This window comes from Enterococcus faecalis (assembly GCF_029024925.1).
GTDB lineage: Bacteria > Bacillota > Bacilli > Lactobacillales > Enterococcaceae > Enterococcus > Enterococcus faecalis.
On record NZ_CP118962.1, the window covers coordinates 515,620 to 538,029 of the forward strand.

General features: G+C 38.2%; 21 protein-coding genes. 16 read left to right on the forward strand and 5 right to left on the reverse strand.

Features of this window, described 5'->3' with window-relative positions:
* Positions 1 to 117 precede the first annotated feature (117 nt).
* The 3 genes from argR to PYW42_RS02655 are packed head-to-tail and all read left to right on the forward strand — an operon-like array spanning position 118 to position 2,693.
* Positions 118 to 573, forward strand: coding sequence for an arginine repressor (gene argR / locus PYW42_RS02645; protein ID WP_002371463.1), 456 nt, complete (start codon positions 118 to 120; stop codon positions 571 to 573).
* A gap of 33 nt (positions 574 to 606) precedes the next feature.
* Positions 607 to 2,115 (forward strand): phosphohexomutase domain-containing protein, encoded by a 1,509-nt coding sequence (locus PYW42_RS02650; RefSeq protein ID WP_002411177.1) that lies wholly within the window; start codon positions 607 to 609, stop codon positions 2,113 to 2,115.
* A 23-nt stretch (positions 2,116 to 2,138) separates the two neighbouring features.
* Positions 2,139 to 2,693: a GNAT family N-acetyltransferase gene (locus tag PYW42_RS02655; RefSeq protein WP_002389600.1), complete on the forward strand. Its 555-nt coding sequence runs from the start codon at positions 2,139 to 2,141 to the stop codon at positions 2,691 to 2,693.
* Positions 2,694 to 2,816: 123 nt separating this feature from the next.
* Here PYW42_RS02655 and PYW42_RS02660 read toward each other — a convergent pair whose 3' ends face one another.
* The gene (locus tag PYW42_RS02660) at positions 2,817 to 3,680 is read right to left on the reverse strand and encodes an RluA family pseudouridine synthase (RefSeq protein WP_010707825.1); all 864 of its coding nucleotides are present in this window, start codon (positions 3,678 to 3,680) and stop codon (positions 2,817 to 2,819) included.
* A gap of 342 nt (positions 3,681 to 4,022) precedes the next feature.
* On the opposite strand from PYW42_RS02660, the gene PYW42_RS02665 reads away from it, so the two are divergent.
* The 5 genes from PYW42_RS02665 to PYW42_RS02685 all read left to right on the forward strand — a co-directional run bounded on the left by PYW42_RS02665 (position 4,023) and on the right by PYW42_RS02685 (position 11,653).
* Positions 4,023 to 6,209 carry a PBP1A family penicillin-binding protein gene (locus PYW42_RS02665; RefSeq protein WP_002355517.1) on the forward strand — a complete coding sequence of 729 codons (2,187 nt, stop codon included), beginning with the start codon at positions 4,023 to 4,025 and terminating at the stop codon, positions 6,207 to 6,209.
* A 62-nt stretch (positions 6,210 to 6,271) separates the two neighbouring features.
* A complete protein-coding gene (locus PYW42_RS02670) occupies positions 6,272 to 6,613 on the forward strand; it encodes a YlbF/YmcA family competence regulator (RefSeq protein ID WP_002355518.1) in 342 nt (113 codons plus the stop codon).
* A gap of 155 nt (positions 6,614 to 6,768) precedes the next feature.
* Positions 6,769 to 8,004 (forward strand): DNA repair exonuclease, encoded by a 1,236-nt coding sequence (locus PYW42_RS02675; protein WP_002389594.1) that lies wholly within the window; start codon positions 6,769 to 6,771, stop codon positions 8,002 to 8,004.
* Complete coding sequence (locus tag PYW42_RS02680) at positions 8,001 to 10,712, forward strand: ATP-binding protein (RefSeq protein WP_002389605.1); 2,712 nt, start codon at positions 8,001 to 8,003, stop codon at positions 10,710 to 10,712. The genes PYW42_RS02675 and PYW42_RS02680 overlap by 4 nt, the downstream gene beginning before the upstream one ends.
* Positions 10,709 to 11,653 (forward strand): 3'-5' exoribonuclease YhaM family protein, encoded by a 945-nt coding sequence (locus PYW42_RS02685; RefSeq protein ID WP_002411179.1) that lies wholly within the window; start codon positions 10,709 to 10,711, stop codon positions 11,651 to 11,653. Before PYW42_RS02680 ends, PYW42_RS02685 begins: the two co-directional genes overlap by 4 nt.
* Positions 11,654 to 11,692: 39 nt before the next feature.
* On the opposite strand, the gene PYW42_RS02690 is transcribed toward PYW42_RS02685, so the two are convergent.
* The 3 genes from PYW42_RS02690 to PYW42_RS02700 form a co-directional block, all read right to left on the reverse strand.
* Entirely contained in the window at positions 11,693 to 12,721 is a 1,029-nt protein-coding gene (locus tag PYW42_RS02690; RefSeq protein WP_002355524.1) for a peptidylprolyl isomerase, read from the reverse strand.
* Positions 12,722 to 12,884: 163 nt separating this feature from the next.
* Positions 12,885 to 13,229, reverse strand: coding sequence for a YtxH domain-containing protein (locus tag PYW42_RS02695; protein WP_002355526.1), 345 nt, complete (start codon positions 13,227 to 13,229; stop codon positions 12,885 to 12,887).
* The gene (locus tag PYW42_RS02700) at positions 13,230 to 13,655 is read right to left on the reverse strand and encodes an HIT family protein (protein WP_002355527.1); all 426 of its coding nucleotides are present in this window, start codon (positions 13,653 to 13,655) and stop codon (positions 13,230 to 13,232) included.
* Between the two features lie 215 nt (positions 13,656 to 13,870).
* Here PYW42_RS02700 and PYW42_RS02705 point away from each other — a divergent pair, with 215 nt between their 5' ends.
* From PYW42_RS02705 to trmB, 4 genes are all read left to right on the forward strand, one after another.
* Positions 13,871 to 14,608, forward strand: coding sequence for an ABC transporter ATP-binding protein (locus PYW42_RS02705; protein WP_002363160.1), 738 nt, complete (start codon positions 13,871 to 13,873; stop codon positions 14,606 to 14,608).
* 1 nt (position 14,609) lies between these two features.
* Positions 14,610 to 15,821, forward strand: coding sequence for an ABC transporter permease (locus PYW42_RS02710; protein ID WP_002389662.1), 1,212 nt, complete (start codon positions 14,610 to 14,612; stop codon positions 15,819 to 15,821).
* 128 nt (positions 15,822 to 15,949) lie between these two features.
* A complete protein-coding gene (locus tag PYW42_RS02715; protein ID WP_002355531.1) occupies positions 15,950 to 16,729 on the forward strand; it encodes a phosphotransferase family protein in 780 nt (259 codons plus the stop codon).
* 72 nt (positions 16,730 to 16,801) lie between these two features.
* Complete coding sequence (trmB, locus tag PYW42_RS02720) at positions 16,802 to 17,446, forward strand: tRNA (guanosine(46)-N7)-methyltransferase TrmB (protein ID WP_002355532.1); 645 nt, start codon at positions 16,802 to 16,804, stop codon at positions 17,444 to 17,446.
* Positions 17,447 to 17,505: 59 nt separating this feature from the next.
* On the opposite strand, the gene PYW42_RS02725 is transcribed toward trmB, so the two are convergent.
* Positions 17,506 to 18,252, reverse strand: a complete 747-nt coding sequence (locus PYW42_RS02725) for a MurR/RpiR family transcriptional regulator (protein WP_002363162.1) — start codon at positions 18,250 to 18,252, stop codon at positions 17,506 to 17,508.
* Positions 18,253 to 18,430: 178 nt separating this feature from the next.
* Here PYW42_RS02725 and pfkB point away from each other — a divergent pair, with 178 nt between their 5' ends.
* Genes pfkB through lacD form a run of 4 tightly spaced genes read left to right on the forward strand, consistent with a single transcriptional unit; the run spans position 18,431 to position 22,242 of the window.
* A complete protein-coding gene (gene pfkB, locus PYW42_RS02730) occupies positions 18,431 to 19,357 on the forward strand; it encodes a 1-phosphofructokinase (protein WP_002355534.1) in 927 nt (308 codons plus the stop codon).
* Between the two features lie 4 nt (positions 19,358 to 19,361).
* A complete protein-coding gene (locus PYW42_RS02735; RefSeq protein ID WP_002355535.1) occupies positions 19,362 to 20,780 on the forward strand; it encodes a PTS fructose transporter subunit IIC in 1,419 nt (472 codons plus the stop codon).
* 26 nt (positions 20,781 to 20,806) lie between these two features.
* Complete coding sequence (locus PYW42_RS02740; RefSeq protein WP_002358680.1) at positions 20,807 to 21,268, forward strand: fructose PTS transporter subunit IIA; 462 nt, start codon at positions 20,807 to 20,809, stop codon at positions 21,266 to 21,268.
* Positions 21,265 to 22,242 carry a tagatose-bisphosphate aldolase gene (gene lacD, locus PYW42_RS02745; protein WP_002389709.1) on the forward strand — a complete coding sequence of 326 codons (978 nt, stop codon included), beginning with the start codon at positions 21,265 to 21,267 and terminating at the stop codon, positions 22,240 to 22,242. The genes PYW42_RS02740 and lacD overlap by 4 nt, the downstream gene beginning before the upstream one ends.
* Positions 22,243 to 22,410: the final 168 nt, after the last annotated feature.

The window sequence follows — 22,410 nt, forward strand, 5'->3', positions numbered from 1 at the left end:
TATATAAACATTTATCCAGTCTTTTTCAGATAAATAAAGAGTTTAATGTGAAAAGTACCTGTATTTTTACTCATTTTTGGATATAATAAAAGAAATGAATGGAGAGGAGTGGTCTATATGAAAAAAGCAGAACGTCAACGTTTGATTAAACAATTAATTATGCAACAAGAAATTGAAACACAAGATGAATTAATCACTCGTTTGGAAGAAATTGGCGTCCGAGCCACTCAAGCGACTGTTTCAAGAGATATCCGTGAAATGAGTATTGTTAAAACACATGGTGCAGATGGTCGTGTCAAATATGCAATTTTTTCTCAAGCACAAGGCACAAGCAGTGAAGAGAAATTACGAGAATCAGTAAAAGATTCAGTTGTTCGAATGGAGCGAGTACAATTTATTGTCATCTTGCATACAGAGATGGGAAATGCCGATGTGGTGAGTAACTTTTTAGATGAAGTAGCTTATCCAGAAGTGGCTGGTACAGTGGCTGGTGCGGATACAATTATTGTGATTACACGTTCAGAAGAGGATGCGGAACACTTTATCGAACGCATCGAAAATATGATTTTTTAAAATTGAAAGCATCAATAGAAGGGAGTTTTTTTCTTGGCAGAATTGAAAGCGCTACAAAATGGTTCGGATATTCGGGGAATTGCTTTGGATACGGAAGAGCAAACTGCAACATTAACCGCAACAGCAGTAGCCGAGATTGCGGTGGGCGTGGTTCGTTGGTTACAGGATAAAAAACAGCTGCCACGAAAGGCACAACAGCGCCTGACAATTGCAATCGGACATGATAGTCGTCTAACGGCGGAGCCGATTAAGCAAGCATTAGTAGATACGTTTCTTTCATTAGGTATTCAGGTGATTGACGTTGGTTTAGCTACGACGCCTGCTATGTTTATGGCTACTCAATTTCCAACGCTTCAATGTGATGCAGCGATTATGATTACAGCTAGCCATTTGCCTTATTACTTTAATGGCTTGAAGTTCTTCACAGCAGAAGGTGGAGCAGAGAAAGAAGATATTCGGTATATTTTATCTCATACTGATCCGCTGACGGCCAATGAAAATGGCACACTGATGAAGCAAGAGTTACTGCCAATTTATGCGGAGCATTTGGTGGCAAAAATTCGCCAAGGAATTCATTCGCCAGAAGAGAAACCTTTACATGGCTTTCGAATTATCGTTGATGCGGGTAATGGGGCTGGGGGCTTCTTTGCGGAGCAGGTTCTTCAAGTTTTGGGCGCTGATACGACGGGATCACAGTTTTTAGAACCAGATGGGCATTTTCCTAATCATGTACCTAATCCAGATAATTCTGAAGCAATGAAAAGTATTCAAACAGCTGTTTTAGCTAATCAGGCAGATTTGGGCATTATTTTTGATACAGATGTAGATCGTTCGGCTGTGGTGGACCAATCAGGTGAGGTACTAAACCGAAATAATTTAATTGCTGTTTTAGCGGCAATTGTTTTAAAAGAAGCGCCTGGTAGTTATATTGTGACAAATTCGCCAACCTCAAGTCATTTAAAAACATTTATTGAAGAAAAAGGCGGCCAACAGATTCGTTATATTTCTGGTTACCGAAATGTCATTAATAAAATGATTGAATTGAATCATGGGGGCTTTCAGACACCGTTAGCCATTGAAACCAGTGGTCATGCAGCGTTTCAAGAAAACTACAATCTGGATGATGGTGCATATGTCGTGGCAAAAATTTTAATGTTGTTACCAGAATTGAAACAAAACAATCAAACGTTAGGTGATCTGATTGCTACATTGAAGCAACCGGCAGAAACCAACGAATTTCGCTTCAAAATTACTGCGGAGGATGTTACTTGTTATGGGCAACAAGTCTTGCGAGACTTTGAATTGTTTGTAGAAAGTCAAGCAGACTTTGCTGTGGACCATGAAAACCAAGAAGGTGTTCGGGGAAACGTGTCTGGTCAATATGGCAGTGGTTGGTTTTTGCTACGCTTAAGTCTGCATGAACCGTTGCTTGTTCTTCAGGTAGAGAATGACCAAAGCGATAAAAATGCGTGTGTCATCGAAAAAATTGCCACTTTTTTACAAAAATATGAGGAAATAGATAGTCAGCAAATAGAAAAATAATCTAGGAAATTAAAGGTGTTCTTATGGAAAATGTCTTAAAAGGAAAACACATTGGCTTTTCTCATTTTAGAGAAGAATATATCGAACATATTGCAAAACAGCAATGGGATAATGAATTGCTTCGGCATTTGAGCTGGGATGCTTTACATCCGTGGGGGCTTGAAGAATGGAAAGATTTCACGATTAATAAAGGAGAAGATGATCGATTTCTATTTGCTATTTTAGAAAATACGACAGAGAAATTTATTGGTTGGGTCTCGTTGTCTGATGTACAGTTGAAAAATAGAGGGGCCAATTTAGGGATTGCTATTTTACAAAAAGAGCAACGAGGTCAAGGATATGGCTTTGAGGCGGTGTCTTTAATTTGTAAATTTGCTTTTTATGAATTGGGCTTGCACAAAATCAGATTAGCTGTCAATAGTAACAATCAAAAAGCGATTCATGGTTATGAAAAAGTAGGCTTCAAAAAAGAAGGAATTGATAGAGAAGCGTTATTTCAAGATGGCCAATGGCTGGATATCTACAATTACGGAATTTTACAAAAAGAGTGGCTACAAATGATTAAGGCTGAGAGTTAGCTCAGGAACTGTTTAACACCAAGACACTGAGCAAACGCAGATATGCCGTTCTCAGCAGTGAATGTGAGGTAAAATAAAAAAACAGAAGAAATCGGCGGTTACCGTCCGATTTCTTCTGTTTTTTTACCATAGGCCAGGCGCTGCAGTCACAACGATTTGTTTTTTTGTAAACGGATGGAGTAAATGAAGTTGTGAAGCATGGAGCATTAAACGAGCTGCCTGCGATTTTGGGTTGTATAACGGATCACCAATAATTGGATGCCCTTCGCTAGCTAAATGGACCCGAATTTGGTGCGTCCGACCTGTTTCTAAAACACAGGTAACTGCGGTTTGATTGTTAGAAAGAACTTGGACCACTTGGACATGTGTAATCGCTGAATTCCCTTTTTGAGGATCAATCCGTCGTTTCCGGCGATCATGTCGATCACGACCGATCGGCTGATTGATTGTCTGCTCTTTTTGGTTAAAGTGACCAGCCACAATCGCTTGATATTGGCGGTAAATTTGTTTTGTTTCTAATAAACGCCCTAAAATAGGTAAGACAAAAGGATTTTTAGCAAAGACAATCGCACCACTGGTTTCTTTATCTAATCGATGAACGACATAAGGGACCTGATTTTTCTCAGCTAAATAGGCAGCAACATGATTTAACAAGGTGTTTGTTTCCTGTGGCTGATTTGGATGGGTTTTAATGCCATAAGGTTTATTTACAATCATTAAATGTTCATCTTCATATAAAACCTTCACATGCGTTGCTTCCCCCAAATGAATAGTGGGACGTACATAATCGGTTTCTTCAAACGTTAAGGTGACACAATCGCCAGCTTGGACTGGAAAATGAAAAGCAGCTGTTTCTCCGTTGATTTTGACATTTTTTCGCGTGCGTAAAAAATGGCGCACTTTTCGAGGGACTAGCCACTCATTTTCTAATAGTTCTTTTACAGTCATTGTTGAAAAATTTTCAGGTAATCGCATTGAATATTCCACCAAATCCCACCTTTCACTGATTCGCTATTTAGTGTAACAAAGCTGCTCAAAAGGTCAAGTCAGAACGGAAAAAAAGCTGAAATTTGTTAGAAAGGCAGTTCCTTGAGAGATTCTTAAACAAATTTACATAAAAAACGAAGAAAAGCATGATAGAATAGAGGCTAAATAAAGACTCGTTTCTAAGCGTAAGCAATTATTTACCTCTAGTGAAGGCCATATTTCCTTTGCTACAGCGAAAAGATCATTGAAATTGTTTTTCAAGAATTTTTCATGCTTTAGACCTAGGTCGTACCCACAAGAATATGGTAGACTTAGCCAAGAAACGTAAACAGAGGGAGTACTATGGACAATCTTAAACAATTTTTTAGTAAAGTCGGTGTCGGATTACGTCATTTTTGGACGTGGATAAAGCCTTATTTAATACAATTCCATCAAGCCAGAAAGCGGATTTGGAAAAAGTATCAAATCAATAAAATTTTCTTGTTAATTGGTTTGGTAGTCGCTTTAGGTGCCAGTATTTATTTATTTTACTTAGCCAAGTCCGCAAACGTTGAGACCCTAAAATCGGGGCTAAGTGAATCAACGCGCGTTTATGATGAGTCAGGAGAGGAAGTCGGAAAGTTATTCGGGCAAAAAGGAACTTTTGTGGAACTGGATAATATTTCTCCTTATATTCAAGATGCGGTTATTTCAACTGAAGATCGCGGGTTTTATCAACATAAAGGGTATTCCATCAAAGGGATTGCCCGTGCGGTTGTTGGAAAATTGACCTTCGGGAAAATCGGTGGCGGTGGTGGCGGAAGTACAATTACGCAGCAATTAGCCAAAAATGCTTACTTAACGCAAGAGCAAACGTTAGATAGGAAAGCCAGAGAATTATTCTTAGCGATTGAAATCGAAAAGAAATATTCGAAAAAAGATATCTTGGCAATGTATTTAAATAATTCTTATTTTGGTAATGGTGTCTGGGGCGTGCAAGATGCAGCTCGTAAATACTTTGGCGTGGATGCGTCCCAAGTTACAGTGGGGGAAGCCGCAACGCTAGCGGGCATGTTAAAAGGGCCAGGAATTTATAACCCAATTGATTACATTGACAATGCCACAGCGCGACGGAATACCGTTTTACAACTAATGGTCGACAATAAAAAACTATCTCAAGAAGAAGCCAATCAAGAAGCGAGTGTTAACTTAGCGAGTCTATTAAATGACACCTATGTTGGCGACGAAAATAGTTACAAATATCCATATTATTTTGATGCGGTAATTGATGAAGCAGTCAATCGTTATAAATTTAAAGAAGAAGATATTTTAAATAAGGGCTACAAGATTTACACTTCTTTAAATCAAAAATATCAAGATGCGATGGATGCAACTTATAAAAATGATGCACTATTTCCACCCAATGCAGAAGATGGTGCCATGGTTCAGAGTGGTTCTGTAGCCATTGATCCGAAAACCGGCGGCGTGCAAGCACTGGTGGGCGGTCGAGGGGAACATGTTTATCGAGGCTTTAACTTTGCAACGCAAACAAAACGTTCACCAGGCTCGTCCTTAAAACCAATTTCTGTCTATACACCAGCTTTAGAGGCTGGCTATAAACCAGACTCTGTTTTAGAAGATAAACCACAAGATTACTATCCAGCGCAAAACTATAGCCGCACTTACAGTGGAGAAGTTCCTATGTATCAAGCCTTAGGAGAAAGCTTAAATTTACCAGCGGTGTGGTTATTACATCAAATTGGTTTAGATAAAGGCTATGAAAAAACAGAGAAATTTGGCATTCCGTTATCAGAAAAAGATCGATATTATGGTTTAGCACTTGGGGGATTACAAACGGGTGTTTCGCCACTAACTATGGCGGGAGCTTATAGTGCCTTTGCCAATGAAGGCTATAAAACTGAAACGCATTTAATTACAAAAATCGTCGACTCAACTGGCGCAATTGTAGTTGATAATACTAAAGTCAAGAAAGAACAAGTCATTACCAAAGATGTTGCAGACGGGATTACAAGTATGTTACTAGGGGTCTTTAGTTCTGGGAGCGGGGTCAACGCACAACCAGCAGGCTACGTAATGGCTGGTAAAACAGGTACGACAGAAACCAACTTCGATAGTAGTAAAACGAACGATCAGTGGGTGATTGGTTATACACCAGAAGTTGTCATTGCTACTTGGTTAGGCTTCCAAGAAACCAGTAAAACCCATTATTTGGAAGGTAGTAGCGCCACATATGCCTCTCAGGTGTTCAACAGTCAAGCCAGTGGCATCTTGCCACAAGTCAAACAAGCACAATTTCCTGTCGCGGATGCTTATGCCACAGGTGGGAAAGTTGTTGATAGCAACGATAGTTTAACCGGTGGTGCCAATTCTAATTGGCGGGATAACTTAAAAGACTTTGGAAACTCTGTTCAAGATGGCGCTAGCAATTTCGGAGATACATTGAATGAAGTTGGGGGACAAATTAAAGACGGCGCGAAAAAAGTCAAAGACAAGATTGAAGGAATTTTCGGAGGCTTATTAGGAAATTAGTTGGGAAAACCTAAGAGAAATGGTACAATAAAGATGAAACTATTGAGAAAAGAGGGATTCCATTGAGTAACATTTATGATACAGCCAATCAGATTGAACGTGAACTACGTGAGTTAGACGAATTTAAAGCATTACAAGCAGCGTATGAAGAAGTAAAAGCAGACGAAGCAGCTTACACATTGTTTAAAGAATTCCAAGGATTCCAACAAGGACTTCAAGAAAAACAAATGCGCGGTGAAGAATTCACGGATGAAGATGCTGAAAAAGCACAAAGCATTGCAACGAAAGTGCAAGAAACAGCAGTTATCAACGAATTAATGCAAAAAGAACAAGCGTTTAGCTTAGTTGTCAATGATTTAAACCGAATTATCATGACTCCTGTGCGTGATATGTATAACGATTAATTTACGTAATTGAACTCTGACAAGTTGTCTATAAGACAATTTGTCAGAGTTTTTCTTTTACTGAAAATAAAAAAACGAACAAATTTTCGTATGTTTTTACTGACCAAGCTGGCAGAAAATGATATGATAAAGGGAGGAGAAAAGGAGGGGAAACGATGAAACTATTGCATACAGCTGATTTACACATGGATCGGTCTTTTGAAGGGTTAACTGGGATCCCGACAGCCTTAGCGAAGCGCTTAAGAGAAGCTAATCAACAATTGTTAATGAATATCGTAACAGTTGCCATTCGAGAAACGGTGGACTTGGTTATTTTTGCAGGAGATACGTTTCATCAAAGTCAGACCTCTATTTCAATGCAAGCCCAATTGATGGCTGCATTAGAACAGTTGAAACAAGCAGAAATCCCTGTGATTCTAACATTTGGGAATCATGATTACTATAAAAAAGACCGCTATTGGTTTTCTTTTCCAGACAATGTTTTTTTATTTGAAAAAGAAATGGTTGAGACACTGTATTTTGAAACGAAAGCGGGCGAACAAGTGGCTGTTTCGGGGTTTAGTTATGAGCATCCCTGGATTGATGAAAATAAAGCACTAGAATTTCCTATCAAACAAGCAGATTCTGACATTCATATTGGGATTTATCATGGAGACACCAGTCGGAAAGCGCAACAAAATTATGCTCCGTTTACATGGAAGGATTTAAAAGCCACTGGCTATAATTATTGGGCATTGGGCCACATTCATCAGCCGCAAATTGTTAGTGAACAACCGCTAATTGTTTATCCTGGAACACCTCAAGGACACACGAAAAAAGAACAGTCTTTACAAGGGGTTGCAGTGGTCACACTTTCCCAAAATCAAGCGACTGTTCAATTTGAAAAAGTCGCAGAAATAGATTGGACGAATGAAGAAGTATCTCTTGCGCAATGCCGTGACACCCAAAGCATTTTGTCTTATCTTGAAACCAGTTTGCTGACGAAGTGGCATGCGCATCAGCAACAGCAATTGATGGCGTTGACACTGAAAGAAACGCAACATTTGGATGTGACCGTGGTGCAAGCCATTGTCAATGGTGAACTATTAAGCTACTTACAGCAGCAGCTTTTACAAAAAACGCAAGGTGATTTTTTTGTTTATCGCCTAATATTGCAAGCAGAGGAACCAACGAAAGAACCGATCTATTTAGCCGCTAGTCCCAACTTATTAACGGCATTAGAAAAAACATACTTAGATCCAGTTATTTTTGAAGATACCACCAAGGAATTGTTACGTTATCCAGAATTTGCTGGAATTTTTTCAATGGATGAGCAGTGGCGATTAGAGAGCTTGCGCCTAGCACATGAGCAAATTAATGAAGACTTTACTATTCAGGAGGACCCACTATGAAATTACTTGCAGTAGAGATTGTGGGCTTTGGAAAATGGCAACAACAGAAAATTACATTTGAATCTGGTAATCAATTGCTGTACGGCGCAAATGAAGTTGGCAAGTCCACATTGTATCAATTCATTCAAGCAATGCTGTTTGGTTTTCCCACAAAGGGTAAAAGAAAACGCGATTACGCACCTAAAAATGGTGGTTCGTATGGTGGTCGTTTGTGGTTGGCACATCCTGTGTTTGGGGAAGTTCAAGTCGAGCGTTTTAAAGAAAAAAATAAAGGGCAAGCAATCATTTATTATCAACAACAAATGGGGGATGAAAAAACCTTACAGCAAATGTTACATCCGCTAACGAAAAAGTTATTTCAAGAGGTTTTTACTTTCCAACAAGAACAATTAATTACGAGTGACAAGTTGACAGAAGAGGAACTGCAAACATCCTTGTTAGCCATTGGTGTTTCTGGTAGTCAACAACTTTTGATTTACCGAAATGCGTACTTTAAAGAAGCACAAAAAATCTTTAAAGGTAAAGGACAGCAGCCATTACTCAATCAGAAGTTGGCGGCTTATCAAGAACTAAAAGAGCAAATTCAAGAGAAAGAAGCGCAGCAACAAACTTTTCAACAATTAGAAGAAACGATTCGCGAAACAGAACAACGGCGAGTGACACTGCAACAGCAATTAAAAGGAACGCAACAGGGCTTGTTACAGGTTGCGGAACAGCAACGTCACTTTCCCTTGTACGAAGAATGGCAGTCGCTACCTGAAGAAACAGAGAACGTTGTTTTTGTAAAAGAAGACCAAGTTCAATTAGAAGAAACCTTTCAAGAATATATGTACCTAGATAAAGAACGACAACGTTTGACCAAAGAGTTATCTCTTCAGTCAGAAGCGCTCGATGTTCCAGAAGGCTATGCTTTTTACCTAGAACAAGAAGCATTGATTCAACAATTGTTGAATCAACGCTATGATATGCAACAATTGATGACGGAATCGGAATGGATGACCCAAACCTTTGAGCAAAATCGTCAAGAAATGGTCCTTTTAGAGAACGAATGGTCATGGTCGCCTGAACGACCACCACAGCTTTTTTATGACAACGAAACCGTTCAAAAGTGGCGCCAACAACAAGTTGCGTATACGCAAGCTCTTCAAAAAGGACAAGAACAGAAAGCATTCTTGGCTTCTCAAATTGAAAATCTGGAAGACCAGTTAACGGATTTTGAAAAAGCGCATGCCGCATTTTTTGGTGAAGCGACGCGTGCCCAAAAAGCGCAGAAAACAAGTCAACCACTTTGGTTATTGCTAGGAAGTATCCTTGCATTACTCGGTTTCTTTTTGCCAAGCCCTTTAAAATGGGGCCTAGTTCTCGTGGGAGTTAGTTTTATCGCGAAAGAAGTGCTTAGCTACGCTACTAGAAAAGAAGCTTCCTCTGATGAAGTGAAAGAAGAGTGGCAGACGAAACTTTCGCAACTAGATTATTTAAATGAACAGTTCCAACAAGCGCTGAATCAAGAACGTGAGGCACAACTGCAAGTGGAACAACTTGAACAAGCAGTAGCGGAGCAAGCCCAAGTCCATCAATTAGGAAAAATGAATCAAATTGATACTTTAATGAATCAGCGGGAATTGATTACGCGCTATTTATTGCTTGTTCAAACAAATGAAGAACTCATGAGTCAATTGAAGGAAAATCAACAAAAACGCCAAGTATTTGAAGAACAAGTCGTCCCATTGATGACGCATTTACCCTTGCAAGGAAAGAGCCTTTCCGAAAAGTTACACTTTTTAGAAGGATTTGCTGAAGAAATGGAGAAGGTTCGCTTTTCTCAAGAGTATCAAGCAGATGGCTATCTCAAACAGCAGTTACGAGAGTTGAAAACTAAACAGCAAGAAGCATTAACACGAATTCAGCCTTTACTAATTCGTTATCGGATTCTATCAATCGCTGATGTTCCAAGTAGGATTCAACAGCTGACCACTCAGCAAGCTCAAGTTGGTCGTGGGCAAGAATTAGCGACACAATTAGGCAATCTGTTTCCAGAAGCGGTAACAGAAGCAACGTTAAAAGACCGTTCTTTACAACTGGCGCAGCAACAAGCACTGGAAGAAAGTCAGTTAAATAAAATACAAGAACAGTATCAAGCGTTGATTTATGAAAAACAACAATTAATGACGGATGGTACCTTAGATGAGTTGTATCAACGACAAGCAATTTTAAAAGCGGAAATCAAAGAACTAGCTCAACGTTGGTCTGGGTATCAACTAGCGGGACAACTGTTAATGGACCTATTAACAGAGCTTTCGGAACAACAATTGCCCAGCTTATTACAGTATGCATCAAGCTACTTTGCACTTTTAACAAATCAGCGTTATCAATCAATCCAAGTAGCCGAAGGTCAACTAGTTGCGGTGACGAAAGAACAAGAAATGTTTTATTTACATGAATTATCAACTGGCACTAAAGATCAATTGATGATGGCTGTTCGTTTTGCCTTTTTAGCAGTCCAAGGCGAGCAACTGATTTGTCCAATTATCATTGATGATGGCTGGTTACACTATGATCATCAAAGAAAAGCCCAATTAGCTGAATTATTTACTAAATTTGGTCAAAAACAGCAAGTCATTTGTTTTTCTTCTGACCAAGAAATGGTAAGCTATTATCAGGACTTACAACAAAGAGTAATTGCGTTAGAAGGAGGAAGCGTCAAGTGAAAAAATTACGTGAATTAACAGTAGAAGAACTTTTTGAATCATTTGTTCTAATTAAAAATGCCGATGTACGTGTAGCTAAAAATGGGAAAAAGTTTATTGCCTTTACCTTTCAAGACACATCTGGCACGATTGACGGAAAATATTGGGACGCCTCTGAGGATGAAATTACACGGTTTACTGCGGGAAACGTTGTTTTACTGAATGGGAAACGAGAAGTTTATCAAAATAAACCCCAAGTAAAAATTTTACACATGCGTTTAGCGACAGCAGAGGAACCAAGCCAGCCAAGTTTATATATGGAACGAGCGCCTTTGAAAAAAGAAGAGATGGTCGAGGAAATCAATCAAGTGATTTTTGAGATTACCAATGCTTATTGGAATCGTATTGTGCGCTATCTCATGACGAAATACCAACAAGAATTTTATGAATTTCCTGCAGCCAAACGGAACCATCATGCTTTTGCGAATGGCTTAGCTTACCACACTGTCTCAATGTTGCGCCTAGGCAAAGCAATTGCTAAGGAATATCCTGAAATTAACACGTCACTATTATACGCGGGGATTATTTTACATGACTTAGGAAAAGTTTTAGAGTTATCTGGCGCTATTACGACAGAATATACGGTGGCAGGGAACTTAATTGGTCATTTAGTTTTGGTGGATGAGGAAATTACCAAGGCGTGTTTGGCTTTGAAAATTGATGATCGAGAAGAAGACGTTGTCGTTCTTCGGCACATGGTCTTAGCCCACCATGGATTGTTGGAATATGGCTCACCTGTGCGACCAAGAATTATGGAAGCGGAAATCTTACATCAAATTGATACCATGGATGCGTCCATTCAAATGATGCTAGGGGCAATTCGTCAAACACAGCCTGGGGAGTATACGGAACGAATCTTTGGTTTAGATAACCGCAGTTTCTATGTTCCAAAAGATAAATAAAAAAAGGGAGTGGTCAATCGACCACTCTCTTTTTTATGCTTATTTAGAAGAAGATTCTGTTGTTTTGCTTGAAGAATCTGTTGCTTTTTCAGAGTCGCTTGTTTTGGTATCGCTTGTTTTAGAATCACTTGATTTTGATTCTTTTTTCTCTGAAGAAGCGCTTGAAGATTCAGTTTGCATGTAGCCTGCTAAAGCGTTCTTGAAGGCATCATCTTTAATTTTCACATTGGCCGCTTTTAATTCGTCACTAATGACTTTCGAAACAAATGTTTGATCGGCTAATTTTGTTTCTTCAGCAATTTTCTTGATCTCTTTTTCATAAGGTTTCATGTCATTGCCTTTTGCTTTGTTTTTCGTCATTTTCACTACATAGTAGGTTGTTTGGTAGGTTTGCATATTTGTTGCAGCAATTGGTTCTGACACTTCGCCATCTTTTAATTTGAAGGCAGCTTCTTTAACTTCGGCAGGAACAGTTGTTGCTTGTGAATCAAATTTAATTTTACCGCCATCTTTTTTCGTAGCAGCATCTGTTGATTTTTCTTTAGCAATTTTTGTGAAATCGCCGCCGTCAGTGATTTCTTTCTTGACAGCTTTGGCATCATCTTCTGAAGCAACTTGGATAATTTGTGCTTCTACTTCTGGATGGAAACTTGCCCAAGCTGTTTTTAAGTCTTCATCTGTAATTTTTAAGTGGGCTTTTAGACCTGCATCATAGGCTGCTCTTTGTTTTAACTGTTTCTTGAATGTTTTTTCAGTTAAACCAGCTTGTTTTAATGCATCAGAGAACTTTCCACCTTGTGCTTCTACTTGTTCTTTGGCTTCGTCAAAGTTTTTTTGAATATCTTTGTCAGTTACTTTGTCGCCATATTTTTCTTCAAAGACTTTATAAATAACCATTTGGCTAAACGCTTGTTGGCTAGTGCTTTGTTCTTTAATTTGGTTATAAAAATCATCAACAGTAATTGTTGAACCTTTCATTGTTGCGATATCTTTTGAACCGCTTGAACACGCTGCTAAACTAAAAACGGCCATTGCGCCCGCTGCAGCTAAGATTAGTTTTTTCTTCATTCTCTTATGCACTCCTGTTTTTTTTAGTTTTATTTCTGTTATAACTATACCATACCTTATTTTGAAAAAGAAAGAGTCTCAGGCATAGTTTCAAACAAAATTCGTATTTACGTCACACTTTTTATTTTTTTAATAACAAAAGAAATAATTAACATAAAAGACTTTACTTTTGCTTGTTGGTTTGTGTGTCAGGTAATTCAGCCGTGATTTTAGCAATTTGTTCTTTAATTTGAGCAATCCGAGGTTCCGCTTGGAATTTGAAATCAGTGATTTCTTGTTGCAGGTCTTTTGAAAATTCAGTTGCCAGTGGAACGTTTTCTTCGACAACTGCCAAATTTCGTTGCACCTGATCCCAGTCATTCGTGACTTGATTTTTCAGTGAACGATAGTCCTCTAGCTCATTGATTAAATGTTGGCGTGTTTCTTTCCCGCTTCTTGGAGCAGCCAACAAGCCGCCAATGGTACCAGCAGCTGCACCAAAAAAGAGACCTTTAATAAATTTTTTCATTTAGTTCACCTGCTTTGCAATGGTCTCAGCAATTTCTTGCATCGCTTCGGCGGAATAGTCCTCTTGATGGTTGCCAAAATGAATAGAGAAATCATCTTCTTTTGAATAACGGGGAATCAAATGAACGTGGGAATGGAAAACGGATTGATAAGCCACTTCCTTATTGTTATTTAAAATGTTTAATCCTTCCATTTCTGGAAAAGCTTTTTCTAATGCTCGTGCTACTTTAGGAATACGAGCAAAGACGTCGCTTGCTAAAACGTCATTATATTCAAAAATATCAGCAACGTGTTGTTTTGGAATCATTAAGGTATGCCCTTTGGTCACTTGTGTAATGTCTAAAAACGCGTAGACTTTCTCGTCTTCATAGACTTTATAACTTGGGATTTCGCCGTTGATAATTTTACAAAAAATACAATCATTCATGAAAAATTCCTCTTTTCTCTAGGTTCTTTCCTTTACTTTACCACAAGTTGATTTCTCTGTGGATGAAAAAGTACGTGAGTTCGCTAAAAAGTTCGTTTCATTTCGTGTATAATAAGAGAAAGAAAAAAATCCATTTAATTAAGGGAGTAATTTTTGAATTCTTGGTTCGCTTAGGGTTTAATAATGGTAGAGAGAATAGGTTGGAGGCAAAAGAAATGAGCTTAACAATTGAACATTTAACAGGAGGTTACGGCCATATTCCTGTCTTAAAAGATATTAATTTTGACGTCAAGTCTGGTGAAATGGTTGGTTTAATCGGCTTGAATGGTGCGGGGAAAAGTACCACCATCAAAAATATTATTGGGTTACTTACGCCGCAAAAAGGCAAAATTATGATTGACGGGGAAACATTGCAACAAGCCCCTGAAGAATATCGTAAAAAAATCGGGTATATTCCGGAAACACCTTCTTTATATGAAGAATTAACATTGAAAGAGCATATCGAAGTAACGGCCTTGGCTTATGATATTCCATTAGAAGAAGCGTTCAAACGAGCAGAACCATTACTAAAAACGTTCCGTTTAGACAATAAATTGGAATGGTTTCCTGCTAATTTTTCAAAAGGCATGAAACAAAAAGTTATGGTACTTTGTGCATTCTTAATTGAACCGAGTTTATATATTATTGATGAACCTTTTCTAGGCTTAGATCCTTTAGCAATTCATGCTTTATTAGAATTAATGGATACGATGCGTAAGCAAGGGGCAGCGATTTTAATGTCCACGCATATTTTAGCAACAGCTGAAAAATATTGTGATCGCTTTGTGGTGCTACACGAAGGGAAATTACGGGCAAACGGTACAATGGCTGAATTACGTGCAGAATTTAATTTACCAGAGTCTTCTTTAGATGATATTTATCTTGCCTTGACGAAGGAAGAAAAGGTGGGGTAACATGGGCGAAATTTTTAGTCAACGTTTGTCACGGCATTTCAAAAAAATGTCCAAGTACTTGCGCTATATTTTAAATGATCATTTTGTTTTAGTCTGTATGTTTTTATTAGGCGGATTAGGTCTGTACTATTCCCAGTTGTTAAAAGAATTACCTCGTGATTTTGTTTGGGGCAGACCGTTAATTCTATTGGGCTGGCTGCTACTCATTCAAGTTGGTAAGTTGGCTACTTTGACAGAAGAGCCAGACAAGGTGTTTTTATTACCAAAAGAAAAACAATTCGCTGCTTATCTGAAACGAGCGCTGCGCTACTCTTTACTTTTACCGATTGTGGTCAGCTTTCTAGGAAGTGGCCTATTGATGCCGTTGATTGTAGTCACAACAGGTTGGTCGTTTCAAACCTTCTTTTTATTTTTGGTCATGCTAGTTTGTATGATTTATACACATCTTAGTTTACAAAGCTATGGGCTCTATCATCTTTCGTCAACCACTTACCGTAGTTGGTGGTTTGTTTGGTTGATCAGTAGTCTCTTGATTATGACGGGAGCTATTTACTGGACGCCTTGGGTTGGTGTGATTGGTGGCATCATTCTGGCCGTTTGTTTATCGAGTATTTGGCAAAATAAGATGAAAAAGAGTTTCTTGGATTGGGAAAAAATGATCCAAAAAGAACAAAACAGAATGCATAGAATTTATAAATTCATTCAGCTGTTTACAGATATTCCTGAAGTGAGTAGTACAGTGAAACGCCGTAAATACTTAGATCCTCTCCTCGGAGTAGTCAAAAAAACATCTGAGAACACGTATGCTTACTTATTCATTCGGAGCTTTTTACGAGGTAGCGAATATAGCGGCTTATTGTTTCGTTTGATTTTGGTTGGTGGCGTGCTACTCTTCTTTTTACAAGAATTCTGGATTGCGTTGGTAGTTGCTTTATTGTTTGTCTATTTAATCGGGTTCCAGTTGATTCCCATGTACACGCAATTTGATTATATGGTGATGACACAGCTATATCCAATTTCAATAGAAAAAAAACAAGCAGCGATTCGCCGGTTAATTAGCGGCGCATTATCTGTTGCGGCCATTATTTTTGGTGGGATTGTCTGCCTTCGTTTAGGCAGTTTGCAAAATAGCTTGATCATTCTGGGTGCTTTAATTGTAGAAGTTGTGATTTTCACTAAAATGTATGTTCCAATGCGCTTGAATAAGTTATAAAGATGAGAAAACCCAGCAAAATTTACAAAAGAACCACATAGAAGCTTGACGAAGCAAGGTTTGGCGACTAAAATGGTAATTGCTGTAAAAATTGCAATAAAATTGTGTTGAGATAGGAGATAATTTCCATGGAATTTCAGTTGGATAAAGACTGGCGTCTGCAGCCGATAAAGGGCGCAACTGGTCAAACATACATGGGAATAAAAGAAACCGAGAAAGTGTTCATTAAACGAAACACTTCTCCACTTCTTGCAGCATTGTCTAAAGAAGGGTTAGCCCCGAAGATGATTTGGACAAAGCGGACAGCGAATGGCGACGTACTAACAGCCCAAGAATGGCTGGAAGGACGTTTGTTACATGCGGACGAAATTGGCAAACGCAATGACGTGATTGACGTGTTATACCAATTGCATCATTCCAATTTGCTGAAAGACATGTTGAAAAAAATTGGTGGCGAAGTTTGTACCCCGCTAACAATGTTGAAAGAGTATAAGCGTCAACTACCTAAAGAATTAAAACGAAACAGTTATTTAAAAGAAGTAATCACTTATTTATATAATCATTTACCAGAATATCCAGAAACTAGTTATGTAGCTGTCCACGGCGATGTGAATCATCGGAATTGGTTAGTCTCGAATAATTATCTCTATTTAGTAGATTGGGATTCTGTGATGGTCGCGGACCCAGCGGTAGATTTAGGAATGATTTTGAGTCATTATGTCCCTCGTTCCGGTTGGAATCAATGGTTACTATCTTATGGTTTAATCCCGAATGAAAGTACGGTTCAACGAATTTATTGGTATGGTTTATTTAGCTTTTTACAAGAGATTGTTCGTCATCACCAAGAGGGCGAAAGAAGAGCAATGACTGCAGAAATTTTACAATTAAAACGAATGTTTAGTAGTTAAACTAATTCATTTAACATCCACACAGGCTGGCGAATTTCACCAGTCTGTTTTTAAAAGAAAGGAATTTTAAAGATGCGTGTAAGAAATAGACCCGGAGCAGCAGAATATATGGCAAAATATCCACAATATGTGGTAGAAGGTCCTGAAAAATGGCAAGGGAAATGGCAAGAACGTTTTGGCAATAATCATCCCATCCACATTGAAATTGGTTCAGGTAAAGGTCGTTTTATTTATGAAATGGCTAAAGCACATCCTGAAATTAATTATATTGGTATCGATATGCAATTAAGTATTTTATCGATTGCATTAGATAAGCTAGTGGCCGAGCCGTTACCTAATCTACAGTTATTGCGAGTAGACGGCGAAGCATTAACAGAATATTTTGCTGAAAATGAAGTAGATTTAATCTATTTAAATTTTTCAGATCCTTGGCCAAAGAAAAAACATGAAAAACGTCGTTTAACGTATAAAAACTTTTTAGCGACAGATGAAATTATCTTAAAACCAAATGGAGAAATTCATTTTAAAACGGATAATCAAGGGCTCTTCGAATACTCATTAAGTAGCTTTTCTAAATATGGCATGATTATTGAACGTGTGTGGCTAGATTTGCATAATAGCGAGTTTGAAGGCAACATTATGACAGAATACGAAGAAAAATTTTCTAGTCGTGGTCAACGAATTTATCGAGTAGAAGCACGTTTTGTTGCAAAATAAAAAAAAGCATTCCTTTATTTTAAGTGGAGGAATGCTTGTTTTTTATTATTTAAGAAAGCCTAAGTTGTCGTTCTTAAAGCATAGGCGTCCAATAAAATTCTTGCCAGAATGGATAGTGGTAACCGTGAACGCACTTCATAATCGGGGAAAAAGGAGCCTTCTGATTTGAAGCCTACGAACGGAATTTCAATGTATTTCATTAAACTAGAGTGTTTGCTTGCAGTTAAAAGGATAGTCCCAATTTCTGAGTCGTAACAGTTTTTACCAGCGACAACTAATTCTTGGGTTTCTCCGTTTAAAGAAACAAAAAGAGCCACATCTTTTTTTGATAACTTTTTACTAATATTTTTAATAATTTCTGGGTCCGTATGCAGTTCACAGTATTTGCCAGCCAATTGAAACTTAACCATCATTTCCTGAGCAATTAATTCTGAAAAACCTCTAGCAAAGATAATAATCCGTCGAGAAGCCTTGATTTTTTGGATCGCATCTTCGATATTACCAATTTCAATCATGTTAATCGTGCGAGTTACTTCTTCTTCATTCTTTAAAATGGCCGTCCGAATTCCTCGGTCTACTTTTTCTAATGCTGAAAAATTTATATTTTGGTTTTCTTTATCTTTCAAGTGATGCTTGAAGGATGTGAAACCTTCATAGCCTTTCTTTTTCATGGTTCTTACAATCGTCGCAGTTGATACGTTGGCTCGTTCGCTTAATTTTACAATGGAATAATCAGGGATTTCTAAAATATGTGTTTCGATAAAATGCCAGAGATATTGCTCTGACTCACTCAATTTTTGTTCCATAATGGCCAGCCCTTCTTTCTTTCACTAAAAAAACATTTATAAGCCTATTTTTAATGAAAAAAAATAAAAAAGCTAGAGAAATTATGAAATTGTAAATGTTTTCTATATTTTTGCGAAAGAATGAAAACCTTTACATGGTATTTTGAGACATAATAAAGAGGAGAAAGGAGGAACTACAGTGACTATTTATACATGTACATTAAATTTAGCCATTGATTTATTTATCGAAACAGAAGAGCTAGTTCCTTTTGTCGTGAATCGCACGAAGGAAGATGATATTCAAGCAAACGGGAAAGGAGTCAATGTTTCCCTAATTTTAAAGATGTTAGGGATTGATAATACCGCTTTGGGAGTCAAAGCTGGTTTCACTGGGAACTATGTCGAGGATTATTTAAAAGAAAAAGAGATAACCACTGATTTTATCGAAGTCGCTGGCACAACGAGAATCAATGTGTTTACAAAAGTTACCCAAGATCAAAAGGAATACAAATTAGTCAATAAAGGACCAAAATTATCTGAAGAACATGTACAACGTTTTTTGAAAAAAATTTCAGAGTTACGTAAAGGGGATTATTTGTGCGTATCAGGAAGTTTACCACAAGGGGTTTCGCCAAGTATTTTGATTGAAATTAGCCGAATTTGTTTTGAAAAACAGGTGTTCTTAATCTTAGACAGTAGTTATGAAGAAATTTTAGATTGTTTGCCTTATCAACCATTTTTATTGAAACCAAATGAAGAAGAACTTCAAGAGTGGTTTCATACAGAAGTGCAGACTAAGGATGATTACATTTTTTACGGACAAGAATTACTGAAGCGGGGAGCCAAAAATATTTTACTTTCTTTAGGTAGTGAAGGGGCTTTATTTATGAACAATGAAAAGGTTCTTTCAGGTAATTCACCAACTGGAATGGTTGTAAATACAGCTTGTTCAGGGGATGCAATGTTAGGTACCTTTTTAGCTGGCTGGCATCAAGGACTTTCATTGGAAAAAAATTTAAAAAGAAGTATTGCAGCAGGTAGTTCAACAGCATTTCGCAAAGGATTGACAGATTTTTCAGATGTTCAGGAGTTAGAGCAACAAATAAAGATTCAAGAGGAGGAATAAACAGATGGCTACGTATCAATTAATAGCTGCTACAGGTTGTCCGACGGGAATAGCGCACACGTATATGGCACAGGAGGCATTGGAACAAGCTGCGAAACGTAAAGGTATTACGATTAAGGTTGAAACACATGGTCAGATTGGTATAGAAAACGAGTTAACACCTGCAGAAATCCAAGGAGCGGAGGCAGTCATTATTGCCGCCGACAAAGACGTTCAAGCAGAACGTTTTGCTGGGAAACGAATTATTGATGTCCCTGTCAGTGTGGGGATTAAAGAAGCAGATCGCTTAATTGAAGAAGCGCTCGCAGGAAAAGGATCGATTGCGGCCGAAAACCAAGCAGTGGATGAACTTGAACAGGAAACACAAATTTCTTCAGGAAATGTTGGACATAGTATTTATAAAAACTTAATGAATGGCGTCTCTCACATGTTGCCGTTTGTAGTAGCAGGCGGCGTTTTAATTGCTCTTTCTTTTGCTATTTGGGGTATTTATTCATTTGATCCAGAAAGTAGTCAGTATAATGCTACCGCTGCTATGTTAAAAAGTATTGGTGATGCCTCAATGGGCATGATGGTGCCAATCTTATCTGCGTATATCGCAGAGGGGATTGCCAAACGACCTGGTTTGGTTGTGGGCTTTGTCGGTGGTTTGATTGCTAACACTGGTGGTACTGGCTTTTTAGGAGGGATATTATCTGGTTTCCTTGCTGGGTATTTCATTCTTTTATTACAAAGAGTATTTAAAGGTTTGCCTAAATCATTAGATGGTTTAAAAGCAATTTTCCTTTATCCAGTCATTGGCGTTGCAGTTATTGGTATCACTATGTCTTTACTAGCAGATCCGATGAAAGCTGTTAACGAAGGAATGATGAGCTTTTTAGCTAGTTTCCAAAACTCCAGTCCGTTGGTTTTAGGAATTATTGTGGGTTGTATGTGTGCCTTTGATATGGGAGGTCCAGTTAATAAAGCGGCCTATGTTACTGGGACGGCACTCTTAGCTCAAGGAAATACTTCTTTTATGGCAGGAGTTTCTGCTGCCTGCATAGCGCCACCTTTAATTACAGGCTTTGCTACATTATTCTTTGGAAAATACTTTGACACAAATGAACGCAATGCGGGCCTAGTGAACTTTATTTTAGGCTCCACACATATTACAGAAGGCGCTATTCCGTTTGCGGCAAAAGACCCATTGAAGGTTTTACCAATTATGATGCTCGGATCTTCAATTGCGGCAGTCTTAACGTATATGTTTGGGGTACAAGTGCCAGCACCTCATGGAGGCTTTCTTGTTTTACCAGTTGTTACTCACGCTGTTCAATGGGTTCTGGCAATTTTAGCTGGTTCATTGGTAGGCGGTTTATTGCTAGGTTTTGTACAAAAAAGTAGAATCGCCAAACAAGAGCAATCGTTATCAAAAAAATGAAATAACAGGAATTAGGAGTGGATGGAATGGCTTTTATTAAAGAAAATCATATTTTTTTAAATCAACAGTTACAAACGCAAGAGGATGTTTTTCACTTTTTAGCAAAAAAATCAACAGAATTGGAAGTTGCTCAGGACGCACAGGAAGTTTTCGATAAACTGAACGAGCGAGAACAAGAAGGAACAACGGGGATGATGAATGGATTTGCGATACCTCATGCAAAAGCAGCAACGATTCAACAAGCGGCCATTATCATCGTTACCTTGGACCAAGGTGTTGAGTGGCAGAGCCTTGACAACCAATTAACGGAGTTTGTGATTGCGCTGTTTATTCCAGATGCCGAAGCTGGCACGACACATTTGAAATTACTCTCTTCCGTTGCGCGCCTCCTATTAAGAGAAGAAGTTACTTCTGGACTGAAACAAGCAAGTTCGCCAGCTGAAATTGCTACGTTACTAAATAATCAATTAGGAGAGGGAACAGAATGAAAAAAATTAGTGAACAAAAACGTAAACATTTAGAAAATCTGGTAGATGATCAAGGGATTATTGGAGCACTAGCCATTGATCAACGTGGGGCCTTAAAACGCATGATGGGAAAATACAAAGAGGTGACTGCGCAAGAAATCAGTGACTTTAAAGTATTAGTATCTCGTTGCTTAACACCAGAGACTTCAGCAATTTTGTTGGATCCAGAATATGGCCTAGCTGCTGCTGAAAATCGAGCACAGACTTCAGGTTTGTTACTTGCGTATGAAAAAACGGGCTACGATGCTTCGACACCAGGACGGTTACCCGATAGTCTTGATGTTTGGTCGATTAAGCGTTTAAAAGAAGCGGGCGCAGACGCGTGTAAATTTTTACTTTATTACGATGTTGACGAAAGTGAAGCAATCAATGAACGAAAGAAAGCTTATATAGAACGGATTGGTTCAGAGTGTTTAGCCGAAGAAATTCCATTCTTTTTAGAAATTGTCTCTTATGATGCAAACAATTCGGATAGTGCTTCAAAAGAATACGCTAAAGTAAAACCGCACAAAGTAATTGAAGCGATGAAAGAATTTTCAAAGGATCGCTATAATGTTGATGTTTTAAAAGTAGAAGTCCCTGTGAATATGAATTTTGTAGAAGGTTTTGGCACTGAAAGTCTTTATAGCCAAGATGAAGCGCAGGCCTTTTTCAACATGCAAAGTGAAGCAACACAACTTCCATTTATTTTCTTGAGTGCAGGGGTTAGTGCTGCGATGTTTCAGGAAACATTGAAATTTGCAAAAAAAGCAGGTTCCTCGTTTAATGGAGTCTTATGTGGTCGCGCAACTTGGGCAGACGGCGTGCTTCCATTTGTTCAACAAGGTTCTGAAGCAGCCGTTGCGTGGCTTGAAACAACTGGTAAAACAAATGTTGAAGAATTGAATCAGGTTTTAAGAGAGAGCGCAGTATCAGTCTTTGAAAAAATACAGTAATTAAGCTGAAAATATTTACTGAATTTAAACTATTTGGTCATCTGAATTAAATTTTTTCAGAAATCGTCTTCTTTAAGTGAACTCAATGTACGCAAACTCAAAAGATATGATATAATTATTTCGATATCGATGTATGAACACCCAAAAAGTAACATTGCTTTACTTTAT

Bases quoted from the DNA above. Each gene is read 5' to 3' on its own strand.
- argR (WP_002371463.1), top strand. From the start codon at position 118: ATGAAAAAAGCAGAACGTCAACGTTTGATTAAACAATTAATTATGCAA.
- PYW42_RS02655 (WP_002389600.1), top strand. From the start codon at position 2,139: ATGGAAAATGTCTTAAAAGGAAAACACATTGGCTTTTCTCATTTTAGA.
- PYW42_RS02665 (WP_002355517.1), top strand. From the start codon at position 4,023: ATGGACAATCTTAAACAATTTTTTAGTAAAGTCGGTGTCGGATTACGT.
- PYW42_RS02675 (WP_002389594.1), top strand. From the start codon at position 6,769: ATGAAACTATTGCATACAGCTGATTTACACATGGATCGGTCTTTTGAA.
- PYW42_RS02680 (WP_002389605.1), top strand. From the start codon at position 8,001: ATGAAATTACTTGCAGTAGAGATTGTGGGCTTTGGAAAATGGCAACAA.
- PYW42_RS02690 (WP_002355524.1), bottom strand. From the start codon at position 12,721: ATGAAGAAAAAACTAATCTTAGCTGCAGCGGGCGCAATGGCCGTTTTT.
- PYW42_RS02695 (WP_002355526.1), bottom strand. From the start codon at position 13,229: ATGAAAAAATTTATTAAAGGTCTCTTTTTTGGTGCAGCTGCTGGTACC.
- PYW42_RS02700 (WP_002355527.1), bottom strand. From the start codon at position 13,655: ATGAATGATTGTATTTTTTGTAAAATTATCAACGGCGAAATCCCAAGT.
- PYW42_RS02705 (WP_002363160.1), top strand. From the start codon at position 13,871: ATGAGCTTAACAATTGAACATTTAACAGGAGGTTACGGCCATATTCCT.
- PYW42_RS02710 (WP_002389662.1), top strand. From the start codon at position 14,610: ATGGGCGAAATTTTTAGTCAACGTTTGTCACGGCATTTCAAAAAAATG.
- PYW42_RS02715 (WP_002355531.1), top strand. From the start codon at position 15,950: ATGGAATTTCAGTTGGATAAAGACTGGCGTCTGCAGCCGATAAAGGGC.
- trmB (WP_002355532.1), top strand. From the start codon at position 16,802: ATGCGTGTAAGAAATAGACCCGGAGCAGCAGAATATATGGCAAAATAT.
- PYW42_RS02725 (WP_002363162.1), bottom strand. From the start codon at position 18,252: ATGGAACAAAAATTGAGTGAGTCAGAGCAATATCTCTGGCATTTTATC.
- PYW42_RS02735 (WP_002355535.1), top strand. From the start codon at position 19,362: ATGGCTACGTATCAATTAATAGCTGCTACAGGTTGTCCGACGGGAATA.
- PYW42_RS02740 (WP_002358680.1), top strand. From the start codon at position 20,807: ATGGCTTTTATTAAAGAAAATCATATTTTTTTAAATCAACAGTTACAA.
- lacD (WP_002389709.1), top strand. From the start codon at position 21,265: ATGAAAAAAATTAGTGAACAAAAACGTAAACATTTAGAAAATCTGGTA.